Genomic DNA, 15418 nt, shown 5'->3' with positions numbered 1-15418 from the left:
GGGGTCGGGGCCGCGAGCCGTCGCCCGGCGGTTCCCGGGCGCCGGTCACGGGAGGGGGGACCGGCGCGGACGGGGCGGGCTGGGAGCCCCGCCGCGTCCGGCCGGGACTCACGGGCGCAGGGCGTTGGGCGCGGGCCGCCCGGCGAGCACCGCCAGCGCGTTCTCGGCGGCCAGATCGCACATCGCCGTGCGGGTCTCGACGTTCGCCGAGCCGAGATGAGGGGCCAGGACGACGTTCTCCAGCCCCAGCAGCGCCGGGTCGATCTCGGGCTCGTTCTCGTAGACGTCCAGCGCGGCGCCGGCCAGACGGCCGCTGGCCAGGGCCTGCGCGAGGGCGTGCTCGTCGATGCAGGCGCCGCGGGCCGTGTTGATGACGTAGGCGCCGGGGCGCATCGTGGCGATGCGCCCCGCGTCGAGGATGTGGCGGGTCCCCTCGGTGAGCGGGCAGTGCAGGCTGATGACGTCGCAGGAGGCGACGAGCTCGTCCAGCGGCATGCCGACGGCGTCGAGCTCGGTGCGGGCCGGCTCGCGCATGGGGTGCTCGGCGGCGTAGGCGATGGACATCCTGAAGGCCCGGCAGCGCCGCGCCATGGCGGTGCCGATCTGGCCGGCGCCGATGAGGCCGATGGTCTTGCCCTCGATCGAGTGGCCGAGCAGGAAAGTGGTGCGGTAGCGCCAGGGGCGTCCGGCGCGGATGAGGCGCTCGCCCTCGCCGAGGCGGCGGGTGACGGCCAGCAGCAGGCCGAAGGCGAGGTCGGCGGTGGCGTCGAAGAGCACGCCCGGGGTGTTCGTCGCGACGACGCCACGGGCGGCGCAGGCCGCCAGGTCGATGTTGTCGTGGCCGGCGGCGATGTTGGCGACGACCTTGAGCCGCGGCCCGGCGGCCTCGAGGAACTCGGCGTCGACCCGGTCGGACAGGACGGTGAGCACCGCGTCGGCGCCCTCGACGAGGGTGAGCAGCTCGGCGCGGTCCGGGGGCTGAGGGCCGTCGTGGACGATGACCTCGTGCCCGCTCGCGCGCAACCGGGCGATGCTGGGCTCGGGGATCGCATCGGTGACGCAGATCCGTGTCATGAGGGCCTCCCACAGGTGAACGGGCGTTGCCAGACCATGCTAACGACCGGCGCCCCCGCCCCGACGGTGAGGGTAGGCTAATCCTCACGGCCGTCGGGGGCCGCGCGAGAGGGCTGCTCAGGGCGCCGTCGCCGCCCTCGAATCCGCTTGTGGCCACGGTAAGGTTGCCGTGGCGACCGCCGATGTGGCGGCGTCATGTCATCTGACCGTTTCAGGAGCCGTCATGACCTACGTCATCTCCTTGCCCTGCGTGGACGTCAAGGACAGGGCCTGCGTCGAGGAGTGCCCCGTCGACTGCATCTACGAGGGCGAGCGCACGCTGTACATCAACCCGGAGGAGTGCGTCGACTGCGGTGCGTGCGAGCCGGTGTGTCCGACCGAGGCGATCTACTACGAGGACGACCTGCCCGAGGACATGACCCAGTGGCTCGACATCAACGCGAACTTCTTCGCTGAGCTCGGGTCCCCGGGCGGGGCGGCCCGTCTGGGCAAGCAGGACTTCGACGAGCCGTCGGTGGCCGCGCTGCCGCCCCAGGCCTGATGAGCCTCTCGCAGACGCTGCCCGCCTTCCCGTGGGACACGCTGGCCGGGGCGAGGGCCCTGGCCGGCTCCCACGAGGGGGGCATCGTCGACCTGTCCGTCGGCACGCCCGTCGACCCCACGCCCGGGGTCGTCCGCGAGGCCCTCGAGGCCGCCTCCCAGGCCCCCGGCTACCCGGCCGTGTGGGGCACGCCGGCGCTGCGCGAGGCGATCATCTCCTACCTGCGGGGTCGCTGGGGCAGCGTCGAGCTCGGCGAGCACAACGTGACGACCGCCATCGGCACGAAGGAGCTCGTCGGCTGGCTGCCCACGCTGCTGGCGCTCGGCCCCGGCGACTCCGTCGTCCTGCCCCGGATCGCCTACCCGACCTACGAGGTGGGCGCCCTCATGGCCCGCGCCCGGACCCAGCGCTGCGACGATCCGGACGAGGTCTCCGGCTCCCCGCGGCTCATCTGGATCAACTCGCCCGCCAACCCCCACGGCGCCATCGCCCCGCTCGAACTGCTGCGCCGCTGGGTGCGCTTCGCCCAGGAGCACGGCGCGGTCCTCGCCGCGGACGAGTGCTACGCCGAGTTCGCCTACGACGCCCCGGCGCGCACGATCCTCGACCCGGCGGTCAACGACGGCGACATCACCGGCCTGCTGGCCGTGCAGTCGCTGTCCAAGCGCTCGAACATGGCCGGCTACCGTGCCGGCTTCGTCGCCGGCGACGCCTCGATCGTCGACGAGCTCACCGCCGTGCGTAAGCACCTCGGCATGATCGTCCCGGCGCCGGTGCAGACCGCCATGGTCGCGGCCCTCGGCGACCAGCGGCACGTCGACGAGCAGCGCGCTCGCTACGCGGCCCGACGCGCCCGCATGCGCGCCGCCCTCGAACGGGCCGGCTTCCGCATCGACCACTCGGAGGGCTCGCTCTACCTGTGGGCCACCCAGGACGGGCCCGGCCGCGAGAGCATCGACTGGCTGGCCGGCCGCGGCATCCTCGCCGCGCCGGGCGACTTCTACGGCCCCCACGCCACCGACCACGTGCGCATCTCGATGACCGCCACCGACGAGCGCATCGCCGCCGCGGTGGACCGCCTCACCGCCTGATCCGCCCCGAAGGCCCTGCTGGTACGGGGTCCCGGCCGGCCCGGCCGGCGACCGCGGTCGGGGGCCCGGAGACGGCACGGCTCGCCCCGGGGTCGCAGGAGCCGTTCACTGACTTCGGGTTGACCTGTGTCGCCGCTTGTGGGTAGCGTGTCGGCGACGTGTGATCGTTGTTGATCGCCGGTGCTGTCGTACGGTCCCCGGGGTTGGGGAGGCTCCTGTGAGGAGGCGTTCGGGTGAAGGTTGATGAGGCCAATCTTGATGCGTTGAAGGGTCTGCCGGACGTTGCCTATGACTTTGACGTGTCGGCAGCGTTGGAGTCTGCCTTCCGGAGCGCGGCGACGACTCTCGAGGATCAGCGGGGGTCGCGGTCGGGCTACCGTTCGGACGCGCTCACCGATTTCGCGGGTTACTACTCGTCGTTGTTCAGTGACAATGGCACGACCCAGTTGTCGGATCTGGACGAGATCGTCACGAATCTGCGTCTTGTGGCCACGGAGATCACCGAGCTGGACGAGAAGGCCCGGGCGGAGAACGACCGGCGCCGGAAGGCATGGGAGTGGGCACAGCGGCGTGCCAATCGCAACCTCCTCGACCACGCCCACGACGCCCTCTTCGGTGATGAGGAGCCGCCGTTCAGCCAGATCAGTGATGACGAGAAGAGCACGTCGGCCTCCGCGGCGGTCACCTCGGCGCCGGCGAGGAGCCGTGAGGATCTGACCGGTTCGGGCCCCTCAGGCGGGGTCTCGAGTGGGCGACCGTCGAACCTACGGAGTTTCGCGACGAGTTCCCGGGCGGCTGATGCGCAGCTGTCGGGGACGACCGGGACGCTCAACGGCAAGTGCAGCGACTTCACCGAGTCTTGCTCGTGGGCGACTCTCGACGCGTCGGGGGTCGTGACGGCGTTGAGTACCTGGCTTGAGGAGAACGAGAACGACGCCCGGTGGGCCGATGTTGTCGCGGCGGCCTTCGAGGCGGCTGGCGCGGACAGTGGGCTGGCCAGTGTCCCGGACTCGGCTGTCGAGGCGTCCCTGGCAGCGGCCGGGGTGCAGGCAGGCCGACAGGACATCGTGGTCGACCCGCCAACCGCCTACGGTTCACCGCCCACGACCGGTTACGCGGATGATCCGGTGAACGCGTTCACCGGTAACTTCGTCGAGGTCGAGGACGATCTCGGATTCGTCGGAGTGGCGGGGGTGCTGGGCTGGCAGCGCTCCTACAGCGCGTTGAACCCGGAGGTTGGTGCTTTCGGGCCCGGCTGGTCTTCGTGGTGTGAGGCGGGTCTGGCTGTCGATGATGAGGGTGCCAGGCTGCGGCTGCCGGACGGACGGGTCGTCATCTTTCCGCGCGAGGGCGAGGGCTGGGGCCGGGCGAGTGGCGAGAACCTGTGGCTTGCCGCGGTACCCGGTGGTAGCTGGGAGTTGTCGTCCTCGTGGGGGCTGGTGTGGTCCCTTGAAGCGACGGGCCGGGTGCGCGGCACGAGCCAGGGCGAGGGTACCGGCGTCGAGCTCACCTACGACCGGGCGGGGCGTCTCGTGCGGCTCGCGCACGAGCGGGGCCGGGCCCTCGAGGTGCTGTGGGACGGTGCGGGTCGGCGTGTCGTGGCGGTGGTCGCCGATGACGGACGGCGCGTCGACTACGTCTACGACGACGCCGGCCGTCTCGTCGAGGCGGCCGGTGGGGCCGGTGCGCGCCGTTACCGGTGGAACGAGGCCGGGCTCATCAAGGAGGTCGTCGACGCCGACGGTGTCGTCGAGGTGAGCAACGAGTACGACGAGACCGGCCGGGTGGTGCGGCAGCGCTCGCCGTTCGGGCGCCTGACCCGGTACGCCTATCTGCCGGGTGGGATCACGGCGACGAGTGATGAGGATGGCGGCCGGGGGAACACGTGGGTCCATGACCGTTCGGGCCGGCTCATCGGGCTCGTGGACGCCGAGGGACGCCGCCAGTCGATGTTCTGGGACCGGTGGGGCAACCAGGTGCTCGTTCGTGAGCGGGACGGTTCTGAGACGGTCTCGGCGTATGACCGGCGGGGGCGTCTTGCGACCCGCCGGCTGCCGTCGGGGGCACGGGTCGACCAGGAGTGGGACGAGTTGGACCGGCTCGTGGAGTCCCGGGTCTCGGTGGCCGACGGGTCCGGGACCGTGGCGGTGACTCGCTACGAGTACGAGGGGGTCGGGCGTCGGCCGGTCCGGGTCGTGGACCCCGGCGGCGGGGCGACCGCCATGACTTGGCGTGACGGGCTGCTCACCAGGATCACGGATCCGACGGGCGTGCGGGTGCGTTTCGATCATGACGAGCACGGTGACCTCGTGGCGGTCACGGACGCGGCGGGCAACACGGCCCGGCTCGTGAGGGACCGGGTGGGCCGGGTAGTGGCGGCCGTGACACCGCTGGGGAACCGCACCGAGTTCTCCTACGACGCCGGTGGGCGGCTGGTCTGCCGCACTGACCCGACGGGGGCGCGGACCCGTTTCGAGTACAGCGCCGCGGGCAGGACGTGCGCGATCATTGACCCTGAGGGCGGGCGCACAAGCATGAGTCACGGCGCCCACGGGGCCCGTGAACGGACGAGTGACCCGCTGGGGCGGGTCGTGGGCGAGTCCTACGATGACTTGGGCAATCTGGCGGCCGTTGAGCTGCCGGACGGTTCGACGTGGGAGTTCGGCTACGACGGCCTGTCGCGGTTGACGGGGATGAAGGACGCCGGCGGCGGCGTGTGGGCGATGGGTTACGGGCCCGATGGCATGCTGGCGGCCACCGTCGACCCGACCGGTGTGGGCCGGGACGTGAGACGCGGCTGGTTCGGTGCCCCGGTGTCGGTCCGCGACGGCGGGGACGACTGGAGCGCGGTGTGGGACCGGTTGGGTCGACTCGTTTCGCAAACCGGGCCCGACGGTGGTACGAGCCTCAACCGGTACGACCTGTGTGGGCGTCTCGTGGAGACCGTGGACGCGACCGGGGCTGTCACCCGGTACGAGCGGGACGCGGCGGGCCGGCTCGTCGCGGTCACTCAGCCGGGTGGGACGACCTACCGATACGAGTACGACGAGTGCGGGCGCTGGGCGGCGACGATCAGTACCGGTGGCCGTCGCTACGAGATCATCTACGACGCTGACTCACGGATCGCCGGGGAGCTGTGGCCGACCGGTGAGAGGGTCCGGACCGAGTTCGACCGGTGCGGACGGATCCTGACCCGGCGCCAGCCGGGGCGCGGTCTCGTGCGTTTCGGCTACGACCGGTGCGGGCGGATCACGAGCGTCCGGGACCGGTGGAACGGGCACCGCCGGTTCCGTTACGACGAAGCCGGGCAACTGGTCGAGGCCGTCAACGCGCTGGGCGGGGTCACTCGTTTCGAGTACGACGAGATGGGCCGTCAGGTTGCGGTCGTGGACCCGACCGGGGCCCGCACCGAGTCTTCCTTCGACTCGATGGGCCGGATGACGAGCCGGGTCGACCCGCTGGGCAGGGTCACCCGGTACGAGTGGGACGCTGCTGGACGCATGAGGGGCCGGGTCGAGCCGGACGGGCACCGGCTCGAGTGGGGCTATGACCGGGCCGGGCGCGTGGACCGGAGTCTGTCCGACGGGAGGCTGCTCTCCCGCGTGGAGCGGGATTTCGTCGGTCGTCGTCTCCGGCTGACCGATGCCGCCGGGCGTCGGGTCGAGGAGGCCTGGGACGGCCGGGGCAATCTGCTTCACCGCCTCCGGGACGGCTTGGGGGTGTCCTACAGCTATGACGTGGGCGGGCGCCGGATCGCCATGAGACGCCCTGACGGGTCGAGCACCGGGTATGAGTACGACGCCGACAACCGACTGTCCGCGATCGTCCAGCCCGGTCTCGGTCGGGTCGAGATCGACCGTGACCGACTCGGCCGGGTCGTCGGGGTGCACGGGCCCGGCCTTGAGGCAACGTGGGTCTGGCGTGACGGCGCTGTCGTCGAGAACCGGGTGAACCGGCGTGGTTTCATTCAGCAGATCCGCATCGAGCGTGACGGGGACGGGCGGCCAGTCGCCGAGGTGCGGGACGGCCTGCGCACGGTCTACGAGTATGACCCGGCTGGCCAGCTGACCGGTGCTCGCACGAGCGAGGGCACCCGTGTCACCTGGGAGTGGGATGCCGGTGGGCGTCTGGTCGCCGAGACGACAGACGGTTCGGTGACCCGGCACGGGTACGACCGGGCCGGCCAGCTCCTGTGGACTCGCACGCCGCAGGGGGACCGCACCGACTACACCTATGACGCCGCGGGTCGCCGCATCCGCGAGGCCGGGCCCGATGGGGAGCGGCTGTTCTCCTGGGATCCCCGCGGCTTCCTCGCCTCGGTCACCCGTGTCCGGCACGAGCAGGACACGGTGATGGCGAGTGCCCGTAGTGAGCTGTGCGTTGATGCCGGCGGTGAGCTCGCCGCCGTTGACGGGCGGGCCGTCTACTGGGACAGCGATGCTGCTGTGCCCACGCTCGCCCAGGTTGGTGAGCGCGTCATCACGGATGCGCTCGCCGCCACTGTCCTGTCGGGGGATCAGCAGGAGGCCCTGTGGCTCGTCCCTGACGTCGACGGTCCGGCCGGGTCGGGCTCTGACCTGCCGGCCGGCTTGGAGGGCCTCCAGGCCAGGGTGTGGGGGCAGTCGCCCGGGGCCGGCGAGGGCGCTGGCGACACGGGCGGCGCTGGTGGCGGTGTCGCCGTCGGCGCGGACGGGGCCCTGCGTACTGGTGGTCTCGGCTGGATGGGTGCGCGGGTTTATGATTCGTTGACTCGTTCTTTCTTGTCGGTTGATCCGGCCGTGCCGGTGACGGGGGCGGCCTGGGCTGCGAATCCGTATTCGTATGCGGGGAATGATCCTGCTGGGATGGTCGATCCGACTGGTTTGCGGCCGGTGTCCGAGGATGATCTGCGGGTTTATCAGCAGGCGTCGAACAGTGCCTTGGAGAACGCCGTGTCGGCGGCCGGGGACTGGTTGTCCGACAATTGGGAGTACATCGCCGCCGGGGCCATGGTCGTCGCCGGTGTGGCGGTGATGTGCACTGGTGTTGGCGGGCCGGTCGGTGCGGCGATGCTGGCTGGTGCTCTGACGGGTGCGGGCGGGTCCGTGTGGTCGCAGAAGTCCTCGAACGGGGCTGTTGACTGGGGCACTGTTCTGCGGGACGGGGCCGTGGGCGCGGCGACCGGTCTCATCGGTGGCGGGGCGTCGGCCGCTGCGGCGCGGGCCACCGCGGGGATGACGAGTTGTCTGGGCAAGAACATTCTGACCGGGGCGGTCGAGGGTGCCATTGATGGCGGTGGCAGCAGTGGCTTGGAGTATCTGACCAGCGGCCAGCCGATCACGCCGGCCGGGTTCGCTCGGGCTGTTGGTGAGGGCGCGGGTGAGGGTGCTCTGGGCGGCGGGGCTGGTGGGGCTCTGTCGAAGGTGTCGGGCGTGGCCCGGTATGGGTGTTTCACGCCGGATACCCCGGTGGTCATGGCTGACGGCAGTACCAAGCCCATCAGTCAGGTGGAGGCCGGTGATCGGGTTCTTGCTCATGATTCGGTCACGGGCCAGAACGTGCCGGCCGCCGTGGAGCGGACGTTCGTCCACGAGAAGGTTCCGACTCTGCGGGTGACTACCACCGGAGGGACGGTGGAGACCACGGGCACGCACCCGTTCTATGTTGAGGATCGTGGCTACATCCCGGCCGAGCAGTTGCATGAGGGCGACATCCTCCACACCCCGGACGGGCGAGTCACCGAGGTGGTGTCGGTCCAGGCCACCGGACACGCCCAAACCGTCCACAACCTAGCCATCGGTGGCCTTCACAACTACCACGTGGTCACCGACACCGGACAGGCCATCCTCGTCCACAACAACAACGGCCCCAGCGGATGCGGTATAAACGAGACGCAACAGGGTGCAATAGAAAAGGCGGCAAGTAATCCTGATGATATCTTTATTAAGAATAAGCATCTTGCGAGCGCTTCTGGAAATCAAGCAAAATTTGACACTGATGATATCTCTGAAGCGCAATCATGGGTTGCAGAAGGGTTGAAGTCTGGAGATTCGCAAGTGATGCCAAATCCAAATCATCCAAATGATACGTTCCGAGTGGTTTCTGATCTGGGGAGAGAAGTTGGAACAAAGGGTCAAACTCGAATACGATCTGTTTTGTCTATTGATGGAAGAGTTATAAACGCGTTCCCTGTAAAAGGGGTATGATTGTGGAGTTTAAATTTTTCGATTTATCAACTACGCAAATTCCAGAGCGTTCAGAAGTCGGGTATCTGATTGGCGTTGAGGCTTCTTTGGTAATCTCTGATCATGGACTTGTCATACTAAACGAGCCGACTTTTCCGGTGCTTGAATTGGCATGGTCACTAGGTCATTGGACGGCTTCTTCTCCGCTGCACGATTTCGAATTTGAATCACTTGATTACGAAGAGATAGGGGTAGTTTCCATCAAAAGTCATAATAATAAGTGGGTGGTGTCTTCCTGTTTCAATCCAACCGTCAGCAGCGCACCGTACGAGCGAGAAGTAATATTCACGTCGATCGCCAACTTTATTGGGAGGTTGTATCATGAGTTAAAGCAGACTGAGTCTGATGCTGCGACGATGCTTGAATCTGCATTCAAATTGCTTTGAGTAGAAGTATATGGCCGCATGAAACAAAACCGTATTTTCCATGGATTTCCTGTGCCGCTCCGGATATGATTGGGGCATGCCGGTTGAGGTCACCCCAGAAGAAACTGCCGTCCTGATCAGGTCGAAGAAGTGGCTTGGCAGTCACGTGCTCGTCGGGATGAAGGCCGAAACGATTCTGCACGCCTCCCGTGGCGTCGATGTGGGCATCATCGCTGAAAGGGTCGAACGGGCGGAGAGGAACGTGCGGAAATGGCTGGCCGGGTGGCAGGGCGCGCGGATGTGTTCGGCGCCGACCGGGGGCGCCGGGAACCAGAACGCAGCGAAACCCGCCCGCGTCCGGAAGCAGGAACCCAAGACCATCCTCGCCCGGCCGCCCTCCCCGGCGGGCGTCCACGCCGAGTTCTGGGACGTCCCGGCTATCGTGACGCCGTGAAGATCCTGTTCGACGCCGAACACCAGCCGGACTCCTCCTACTAGCTGCTCCTTCGCCTGTGCGGGCCGAGCCTCGGACCGCCCGACCCGCTCGACAAGACCGCGACGAGCACGTCTGGAACACGACCAAGAACAACACCGCGAACATCCAGCACGAGACCCCTGAAGAGTCCTCGACGCGCTCGCCTCCCACGTCACCGGCCGCGCCTTCGACTACGACTTCGAGCACCTCCCACTCCGCGAAACCAGAAACGATCTTGTTTCATGACGGCCATATGTTGAGGATCGTGGCTACATCCCGGCCAAGCAGTTGCATGAGGGCGACATCCTCCACACCCCGGATGGGCGAGTCACCGAGGTGGTGTCGGTCCAGGCCACCGGACACGCCCAAACCGTCCACAACCTAGCCATCGGTGGCCTTCACAACTACCACGTGGTCACCGACACCGGACAGGCTATCCTCGTCCACAATGACCAAAACCCACTCACCGGCGAAAACGGAGCCTGCGGGTCCAGTGGAAAGACTTTTGTTGTATGGCCGTCATGAAACGAAACCGTATTTTTCGTGGATTTCCTGTGCTGTTTCGGATATGATTGGGACATGCAGGTTGAGGTCACCGGGGAAGAAACCGCCGTCCTGATCAGGTGGAAGAAGCGCGCGGACAATTATGTGTTGGTGCGGATGAAAGCAGAAGCGATCCTGTACGCTTCTCGAGGCGTTGATGTGAGCATCATCGCTGAAATGGTTGAGCGCAGCGTGAAAACCATCCGGGAGTGGCTGGCCGGTTGGCGGGACAGCAGGATGTGCTCGGTGCTGACCGGGCATGCGGGGAACCAGGACGCGGCGAAACTCACCCGTGCCCAGAAGGAAGACCTCAAGGCCGTCTTGGCCCAGCCGCCCTCACAGTCCGGGATTGATGCCGAGTTCTGGGATGTCCCGGCGATACGTGACGTCGTGAAGATCCTGTTCGATGTCGAGTACGAGTCAGATTCTTCGTACCAGCTGCTCCTGCGGTTCTGCGGGCTGAGTTTCAAGCTGCCGGACCCGTTCGACAAGCACCGCGACGAGCAGGCCGTCACCAGGCGCATGGTCGAGGTGAAAGCCCAGGTCAAGGACCTGTTGGACGCCGGTTGGGAGGTGTACGCGGCAGACGAGGTGCGCCTGGAGCATGAGGCCGAGACCCGCCGCATGTGGCTCCCGAAAGGGCAGCGCACCAAGCTGTCCGTGGACCGGAAGAAGACGTACCAGTCGTTCTTCGGTGCTCTCTCGTTGACCAGCAAGAAGGTCAAGTTGTATCCGATCGAGGGGAACCAGAACACCGAGCAGACAATCCTCGCGCTGGACCGACTTCAACGCGAAACCGACACCGAGAAGATCGCGGTCGTCCTCGACAACGCCCGGTTCCACCACGCCAAGATGCTGACCGGTCTCTACGAGCCCGGCCGGCTGCTGGAACGCATCACCCCGATTCATCTGCCACCGTATGCGCCCGACCACAACCCGGTCGAGCACGTCTGGAACGCGGCCAAGAACAACATCGCGAACATCCAGCGCGAGACCCCCGAAGAAACCTTCGGCGCGTTCGCCTCATACATCACCGGCCGCACCTTCGACTACGACTTCGAACACCTCCCACCCCGCGACACCGAAAACGATCTTGTTTCATGACCGCCATAACCCCTAGGGGCACAACATTTGATGTGCCAAGCGGTTGGGCTGGCAGAACGGCCGATAATGGTCGAGGAATTGTTTTTCAAAAACCAGGATCACTAAAAAATCAGAACTCAATTAGGATAATGGAGCCAACTCCCCAGTATCCTAATGGATATGTAAGAGTTTATAACGGCAAGGGTGGGGGGCAGCCTATCGATGTAAATGGTAAGCCAGGGGGCCAGGTGGAAACGCATATTGACGAGTTTTATAAAGGGAGATGGCCAGGGTGGCCCAGCTAATCTTGGACAAGACGCTTGAGGGGTCATGGTCTCTCGTGGCGGTTAATTCAGTACAGACTTCTTTATCGTTTGATTGGGCTGTAACTTTTACGCTTGACGCAGATACTGCTATTCGCATCGAATGTCCTTTTACACTACTCAATCGAGTCTCGGCTCCCATTGAACTTGACCCCCAATCAAACCCAGAGTCTTTAGCTCCTGTGCTAGCCCTTGTGCGTAGATACTTTACAGAACTGAAAATATCAAGTTTTGGTGAAATGCATATTAGTTTTGATGGGGGATATCAAGTTGCAATAAAGCCATCGCCGATGTACGAGGCTTGGGATCTATGGTATGAGAACTCGATTCATTTGATATGTCTTCCGGGTGGTGGAATGGCTGAATGGACTAGTAAAGATAAATAAGATTTGCTTGCAAAAAATTTATTAAACCCCGTTGCTTTTTAATCTCCAGCGCAGGAGGATTATTCGAAAATCTTTTTGTATGGCTGGCGTGAAACGAAATCGTATTTTCCATGGATTTCCTGTGCCGTTTCGGATGTGTTCGGGGCATGCAGGTCGAGGTCATCCCGGAAGAAACAGCCGTCTTGATCAGGTGGAAGAAGCGTTCCGACAATCATGTGCTGGTTCGGATGAAAGCAGAAGCTGTCCTGTACGCCTCCCGTGGGGTCGACGTGGGCATCTTCGCTGAACTGGTTGAGCGCACGGAGCGGGCCGTGCAGGAATGGCTGGCCGAGTGGCAGGCCACCAGGATGTGCTCGGTCCTGACTGGGCATGCCGGGAACCAGAACGCGGCGAAACTCACCCGCACCCGGAAGGAAGAACTCAAGGCCATCTTGGCCCAGCCGCCCTCCCGGTCTGGTGTTCATGCCGAGTTCTGGGATGTCCCGGCGATACGTGAGGTCGTGAAGATCCTGTTCGACGTCGAACACCAGCCGGACTCCTCTTACCGGCTGCTCCTGCGCTTGTGCGGGCTGAGTTTCAAGCTGCCCGACCCGTTCGATGAGCACCGCAACGAGAAAGCCATCACCCGGCGCATGGCCGAGGTGAAGACCCAAGTCAAAAGCTTGTTGGACCAAGGCTGGGAGGTCTACACGGCAGAGGAGGTCCGCTTGGAGCACGAGGCCGAGACCCGCCGCATGTGGCTCCCCAGAGGGCAGCGCACCAAGCTGTCCGTGGACCGGAGGAAGACGTCCCAGTCGTTCTTCGGTGCGCTCTCGTTGACCAGCAAGAAGGTCAGGTTGTACCCGATCGAGGGCAACCAGAACACCGAGCAGACGATCCTCGCCCTGGACCGGCTCCAACGAGAAACCGGCACCGGCAAGATCGCGGTCGTCCTGGACAATGCCCGCTTCCACCACGCGAAAGCGTTGACCGACCTGTACGAGCCGGGGCAGCTGTTGGAGCGCATCACGCCGATTCATCTGCCGCCGTACGCGCCCGACCACAATCCGGTGGAGCATGTCTGGAACACGACCAAGAACAACACCGCGAACATCCAGCACGAGACCCCTGAAGAGTCCTCGACGCGCTCGCCTCCCACGTCACCGGCCGCGCCTTCGACCACGACTTCGAGCACCTCCCACTCCGCGAAACCAGAAATGATTTTGTTTCATGACGGCCATAAATCGATGCAACGAACAAGCATTTAGAGCGAGAAGGAGGGGGCTATGGCTGACATGAAACGAAACCGTGTTTTTCGTGGATTTCCTGTGCCGTTTCGGATATGATCGGGGCGTGCGGGTCGGGGTCGCCCCGGAGGAGACCGCCGTCCTGATCGGGTGGAAGAAGCGTTCCGACAATCATGCGCTGACGCGGATGAAAGCAGAAGCGATCCTGTACGCCTCTGAAGGAGTCCGCACCGGCATCATCGCGAAAATTGTTTGAGCGGGCCGAGAGGACAGTGCAGGAGTGGCCGGCCGAATGGCGGGCCACCAGGATGCGCTCGGTCCTGACCGGCCATGCGGGGAACCAGAACGCGGCGAAACCCGCCCGCGCCCAGAAGGAAGAACTCAAGCCATCCTCGCCCAGCCGCCCTCCCCGGCGGGCATCCACGCCGAGTTCTGGGACGTCCCGGCGATACGTGAGGTCGTGAAGATCCTGTCCGACGACCGGTACCAGTCGGGCCCCTCCCACCAGCTGCTCCCGCCCCTGTGCGGGCCGAGCCCCGAACCGCCCGGACCCGTTCGACGAGCACCGCGACGAGAAAGCCATCACCAGACGCATGACCGAGGCGACGACCCAAGTCAAGAGCTTGTTGGACCAAGGCCGGGAGGTCTACGCGGCAGACGAGGAGGCTTATTCAAAACCCTTGTCGGACCCACGCCTGACTAGGGTTTTTCCTTGACAACGAGTTAGTTCTGAATAACCCTCGAGGTCCGCTTGGAGCATGAGGCCGAGACCCGCCGCATGCAGCCCCCCGGAGGACAGCACACCGAACTGTCCGTGGACCGGCAGAGGACGTCCCAGTCCTTCTTCGGCGCCTTCTCGTTGATCGGCAAGAGGGTCACGCTGTACCCGATCGAGGGGAACCGGAACACCTGGCAGACGATCCTCGCGCTGGACCTGCTCCAACGCGAAACCGAGGCCGGCAAGATCGCGGTCGTCCCGGACAACGCCCGATTCCACCACGCGAAAGCGTTGACCGGCCTCTACGAGCCGGGCCAGCTGCTGGAGCGCATCACGCCGATCCATCTGCCGCCGTACGCGCCCGACCACAATCCGGTGGAGCATGTCCGGAACACGGCCAGGAACAACACCGCGAACATCCAGCACGAGACCCCTGAAGAGTCCTCGACGCGCTCGCCTCCCACGTCACCGGCCGCGCCTTCGACCACGACTTCGAGCACCTCCCACTCCGCGAAACCAGAAACGATTTTGTTTCATGACGGCCATGCTTTGTTTGAGCCGGATCCCGAGGCTGGTGATGATCAGGGGTGCCTGACGATCCAGGCCGGCACCTGTTTGAAGGAGGTCTTCGCGTCCCGGGCTGATGAAGGTGCCGAGGGAAGTGGTGACGATTGGGCGGCCTTGACCCGTGTCCTGATCGATGAACGTGCTCCCGAGCTGGCCGACCGGGTCGAGCTCGACCCTGATGCGCAGGAGCTTTTTGTCTTCAGCGCCGACACGAAGGCGCTCCGACGAATCCGGGCCCTGCTCGAGCGGCTCGTCGACGACCCCGAGGATGCGCGAACCCTTTTCAGCAGGGCGGAATTGGCATAGACGGACGCTCCTGGAGGATTGTCCAAAGTCTGTTCGTGGAGCTGTGATGCGATGGCTGTGGTGATGGTCTGGGTGAATGTGTGGAAGGAGGATTGTTCAAAACTGGCGCGTCGACAAGGGAAATACCTGGTCGGAGAAGCTTGTTCACTGCCTCGATGAACCAGGTCATGGCTAGAGGCTGCGCCTCTCGCCTGACCTCCTGTGAATAAGACTCAGAGCCTGCTTCGCCGAGAATTTTGAATGGGCTTCCAGGATCGTGAGCCTTCCCCCGGGCCTGTCAAGAGTGGGGCACCGACCGGCGATCCGCTCGTAGCGGGCGTCTACGACCACGACCGGGAGTCCCGTTGCAGTTTACATGTGAGGGCCTGTTCGCGACGACTGTTTCGACAATTCATTCGTCACGCGAACAGGCCCTCCGCGCTGTCCCCACGAGAAAATCGGACGAAAGTCCCCTGAAGAGTCAAAAATGACTTTTGAACAATCCTCCCGGAGGAAA

Annotated in this window: 12 protein-coding genes; 11 read left to right on the top strand and 1 reads right to left on the bottom strand. The window is 65.0% G+C overall.

The genetic code is table 11. The features are described 5' to 3' along the window. Positions 1-108: 108 nt before the first annotated feature. Entirely contained in the window at positions 109-1074 is a 966-nt protein-coding gene (locus tag EGX94_RS03355; protein WP_021798490.1) for a 2-hydroxyacid dehydrogenase, read from the bottom strand. A 223-nt stretch (positions 1075-1297) separates the two neighbouring features. Between EGX94_RS03355 and fdxA the strand changes: the two genes are divergently transcribed. The 11 genes from fdxA to EGX94_RS03300 all read left to right on the top strand — a co-directional run bounded on the left by fdxA (position 1298) and on the right by EGX94_RS03300 (position 14922). Continuing rightward, positions 1298-1615 carry a ferredoxin gene (gene fdxA, locus EGX94_RS03350; protein WP_021798476.1) on the top strand — a complete coding sequence of 106 codons (318 nt, stop codon included), beginning with the start codon at positions 1298-1300 and terminating at the stop codon, positions 1613-1615. Further along, complete coding sequence (dapC, locus tag EGX94_RS03345) at positions 1615-2706, top strand: succinyldiaminopimelate transaminase (RefSeq protein ID WP_021798487.1); 1092 nt, start codon at positions 1615-1617, stop codon at positions 2704-2706. The genes fdxA and dapC overlap by 1 nt, the downstream gene beginning before the upstream one ends. 233 nt (positions 2707-2939) lie before the next feature. After that, positions 2940-8891 carry a DUF6531 domain-containing protein gene (locus EGX94_RS03340; protein ID WP_021798479.1) on the top strand — a complete coding sequence of 1984 codons (5952 nt, stop codon included), beginning with the start codon at positions 2940-2942 and terminating at the stop codon, positions 8889-8891. Then, on the top strand, positions 8888-9316 hold the full coding sequence (locus EGX94_RS03335; RefSeq protein ID WP_021798486.1) for a DUF7878 domain-containing protein: 429 nt from the start codon (positions 8888-8890) through the stop codon (positions 9314-9316). Before EGX94_RS03340 ends, EGX94_RS03335 begins: the two co-directional genes overlap by 4 nt. Before the next feature lie 76 nt (positions 9317-9392). Beyond that, positions 9393-9749, top strand: coding sequence for a hypothetical protein (locus tag EGX94_RS03330; RefSeq protein WP_043122886.1), 357 nt, complete (start codon positions 9393-9395; stop codon positions 9747-9749). Positions 9750-10058: 309 nt separating this feature from the next. Further along, positions 10059-10295, top strand: coding sequence for a hypothetical protein (locus tag EGX94_RS14275; RefSeq protein ID WP_192962688.1), 237 nt, complete (start codon positions 10059-10061; stop codon positions 10293-10295). 54 nt (positions 10296-10349) lie between these two features. After that, positions 10350-11417 (top strand): IS630 family transposase, encoded by a 1068-nt coding sequence (locus EGX94_RS03320; RefSeq protein WP_081707470.1) that lies wholly within the window; start codon positions 10350-10352, stop codon positions 11415-11417. Positions 11418-11688: 271 nt separating this feature from the next. Further along, the gene (locus EGX94_RS03315; RefSeq protein WP_123825893.1) at positions 11689-12105 is read left to right on the top strand and encodes a DUF6188 family protein; all 417 of its coding nucleotides are present in this window, start codon (positions 11689-11691) and stop codon (positions 12103-12105) included. A gap of 146 nt (positions 12106-12251) precedes the next feature. Then, entirely contained in the window at positions 12252-13352 is a 1101-nt protein-coding gene (locus EGX94_RS03310; RefSeq protein ID WP_043122888.1) for an IS630 family transposase, read from the top strand. An 85-nt stretch (positions 13353-13437) separates the two neighbouring features. Continuing rightward, positions 13438-13587 carry a hypothetical protein gene (locus EGX94_RS13310; RefSeq protein ID WP_192962687.1) on the top strand — a complete coding sequence of 50 codons (150 nt, stop codon included), beginning with the start codon at positions 13438-13440 and terminating at the stop codon, positions 13585-13587. 522 nt (positions 13588-14109) lie between these two features. Continuing rightward, positions 14110-14922 carry an Imm51 family immunity protein gene (locus EGX94_RS03300; protein ID WP_051383847.1) on the top strand — a complete coding sequence of 271 codons (813 nt, stop codon included), beginning with the start codon at positions 14110-14112 and terminating at the stop codon, positions 14920-14922. Positions 14923-15418 lie beyond the last annotated feature (496 nt).

Source organism: Propionibacterium acidifaciens (assembly GCF_003798325.1).
GTDB classification, from domain to species: domain Bacteria; phylum Actinomycetota; class Actinomycetes; order Propionibacteriales; family Propionibacteriaceae; genus Propionibacterium; species Propionibacterium acidifaciens.
The sequence above is the reverse complement of the archived record's forward strand: the minus strand, read 5'-3'. Positions and strand labels throughout refer to the sequence as shown.

Coding starts and splice junctions, on each gene's coding strand:
- EGX94_RS03355 (WP_021798490.1), bottom strand. CDS start 1,074: ATGACACGGATCTGCGTCACCGATGCGATCCCCGAGCCCAGCATCGCC.
- fdxA (WP_021798476.1), top strand. CDS start 1,298: ATGACCTACGTCATCTCCTTGCCCTGCGTGGACGTCAAGGACAGGGCC.
- dapC (WP_021798487.1), top strand. CDS start 1,615: ATGAGCCTCTCGCAGACGCTGCCCGCCTTCCCGTGGGACACGCTGGCC.
- EGX94_RS03335 (WP_021798486.1), top strand. CDS start 8,888: ATGATTGTGGAGTTTAAATTTTTCGATTTATCAACTACGCAAATTCCA.
- EGX94_RS03330 (WP_043122886.1), top strand. CDS start 9,393: ATGCCGGTTGAGGTCACCCCAGAAGAAACTGCCGTCCTGATCAGGTCG.
- EGX94_RS03320 (WP_081707470.1), top strand. CDS start 10,350: ATGCAGGTTGAGGTCACCGGGGAAGAAACCGCCGTCCTGATCAGGTGG.
- EGX94_RS03310 (WP_043122888.1), top strand. CDS start 12,252: ATGCAGGTCGAGGTCATCCCGGAAGAAACAGCCGTCTTGATCAGGTGG.
- EGX94_RS03300 (WP_051383847.1), top strand. CDS start 14,110: ATGCAGCCCCCCGGAGGACAGCACACCGAACTGTCCGTGGACCGGCAG.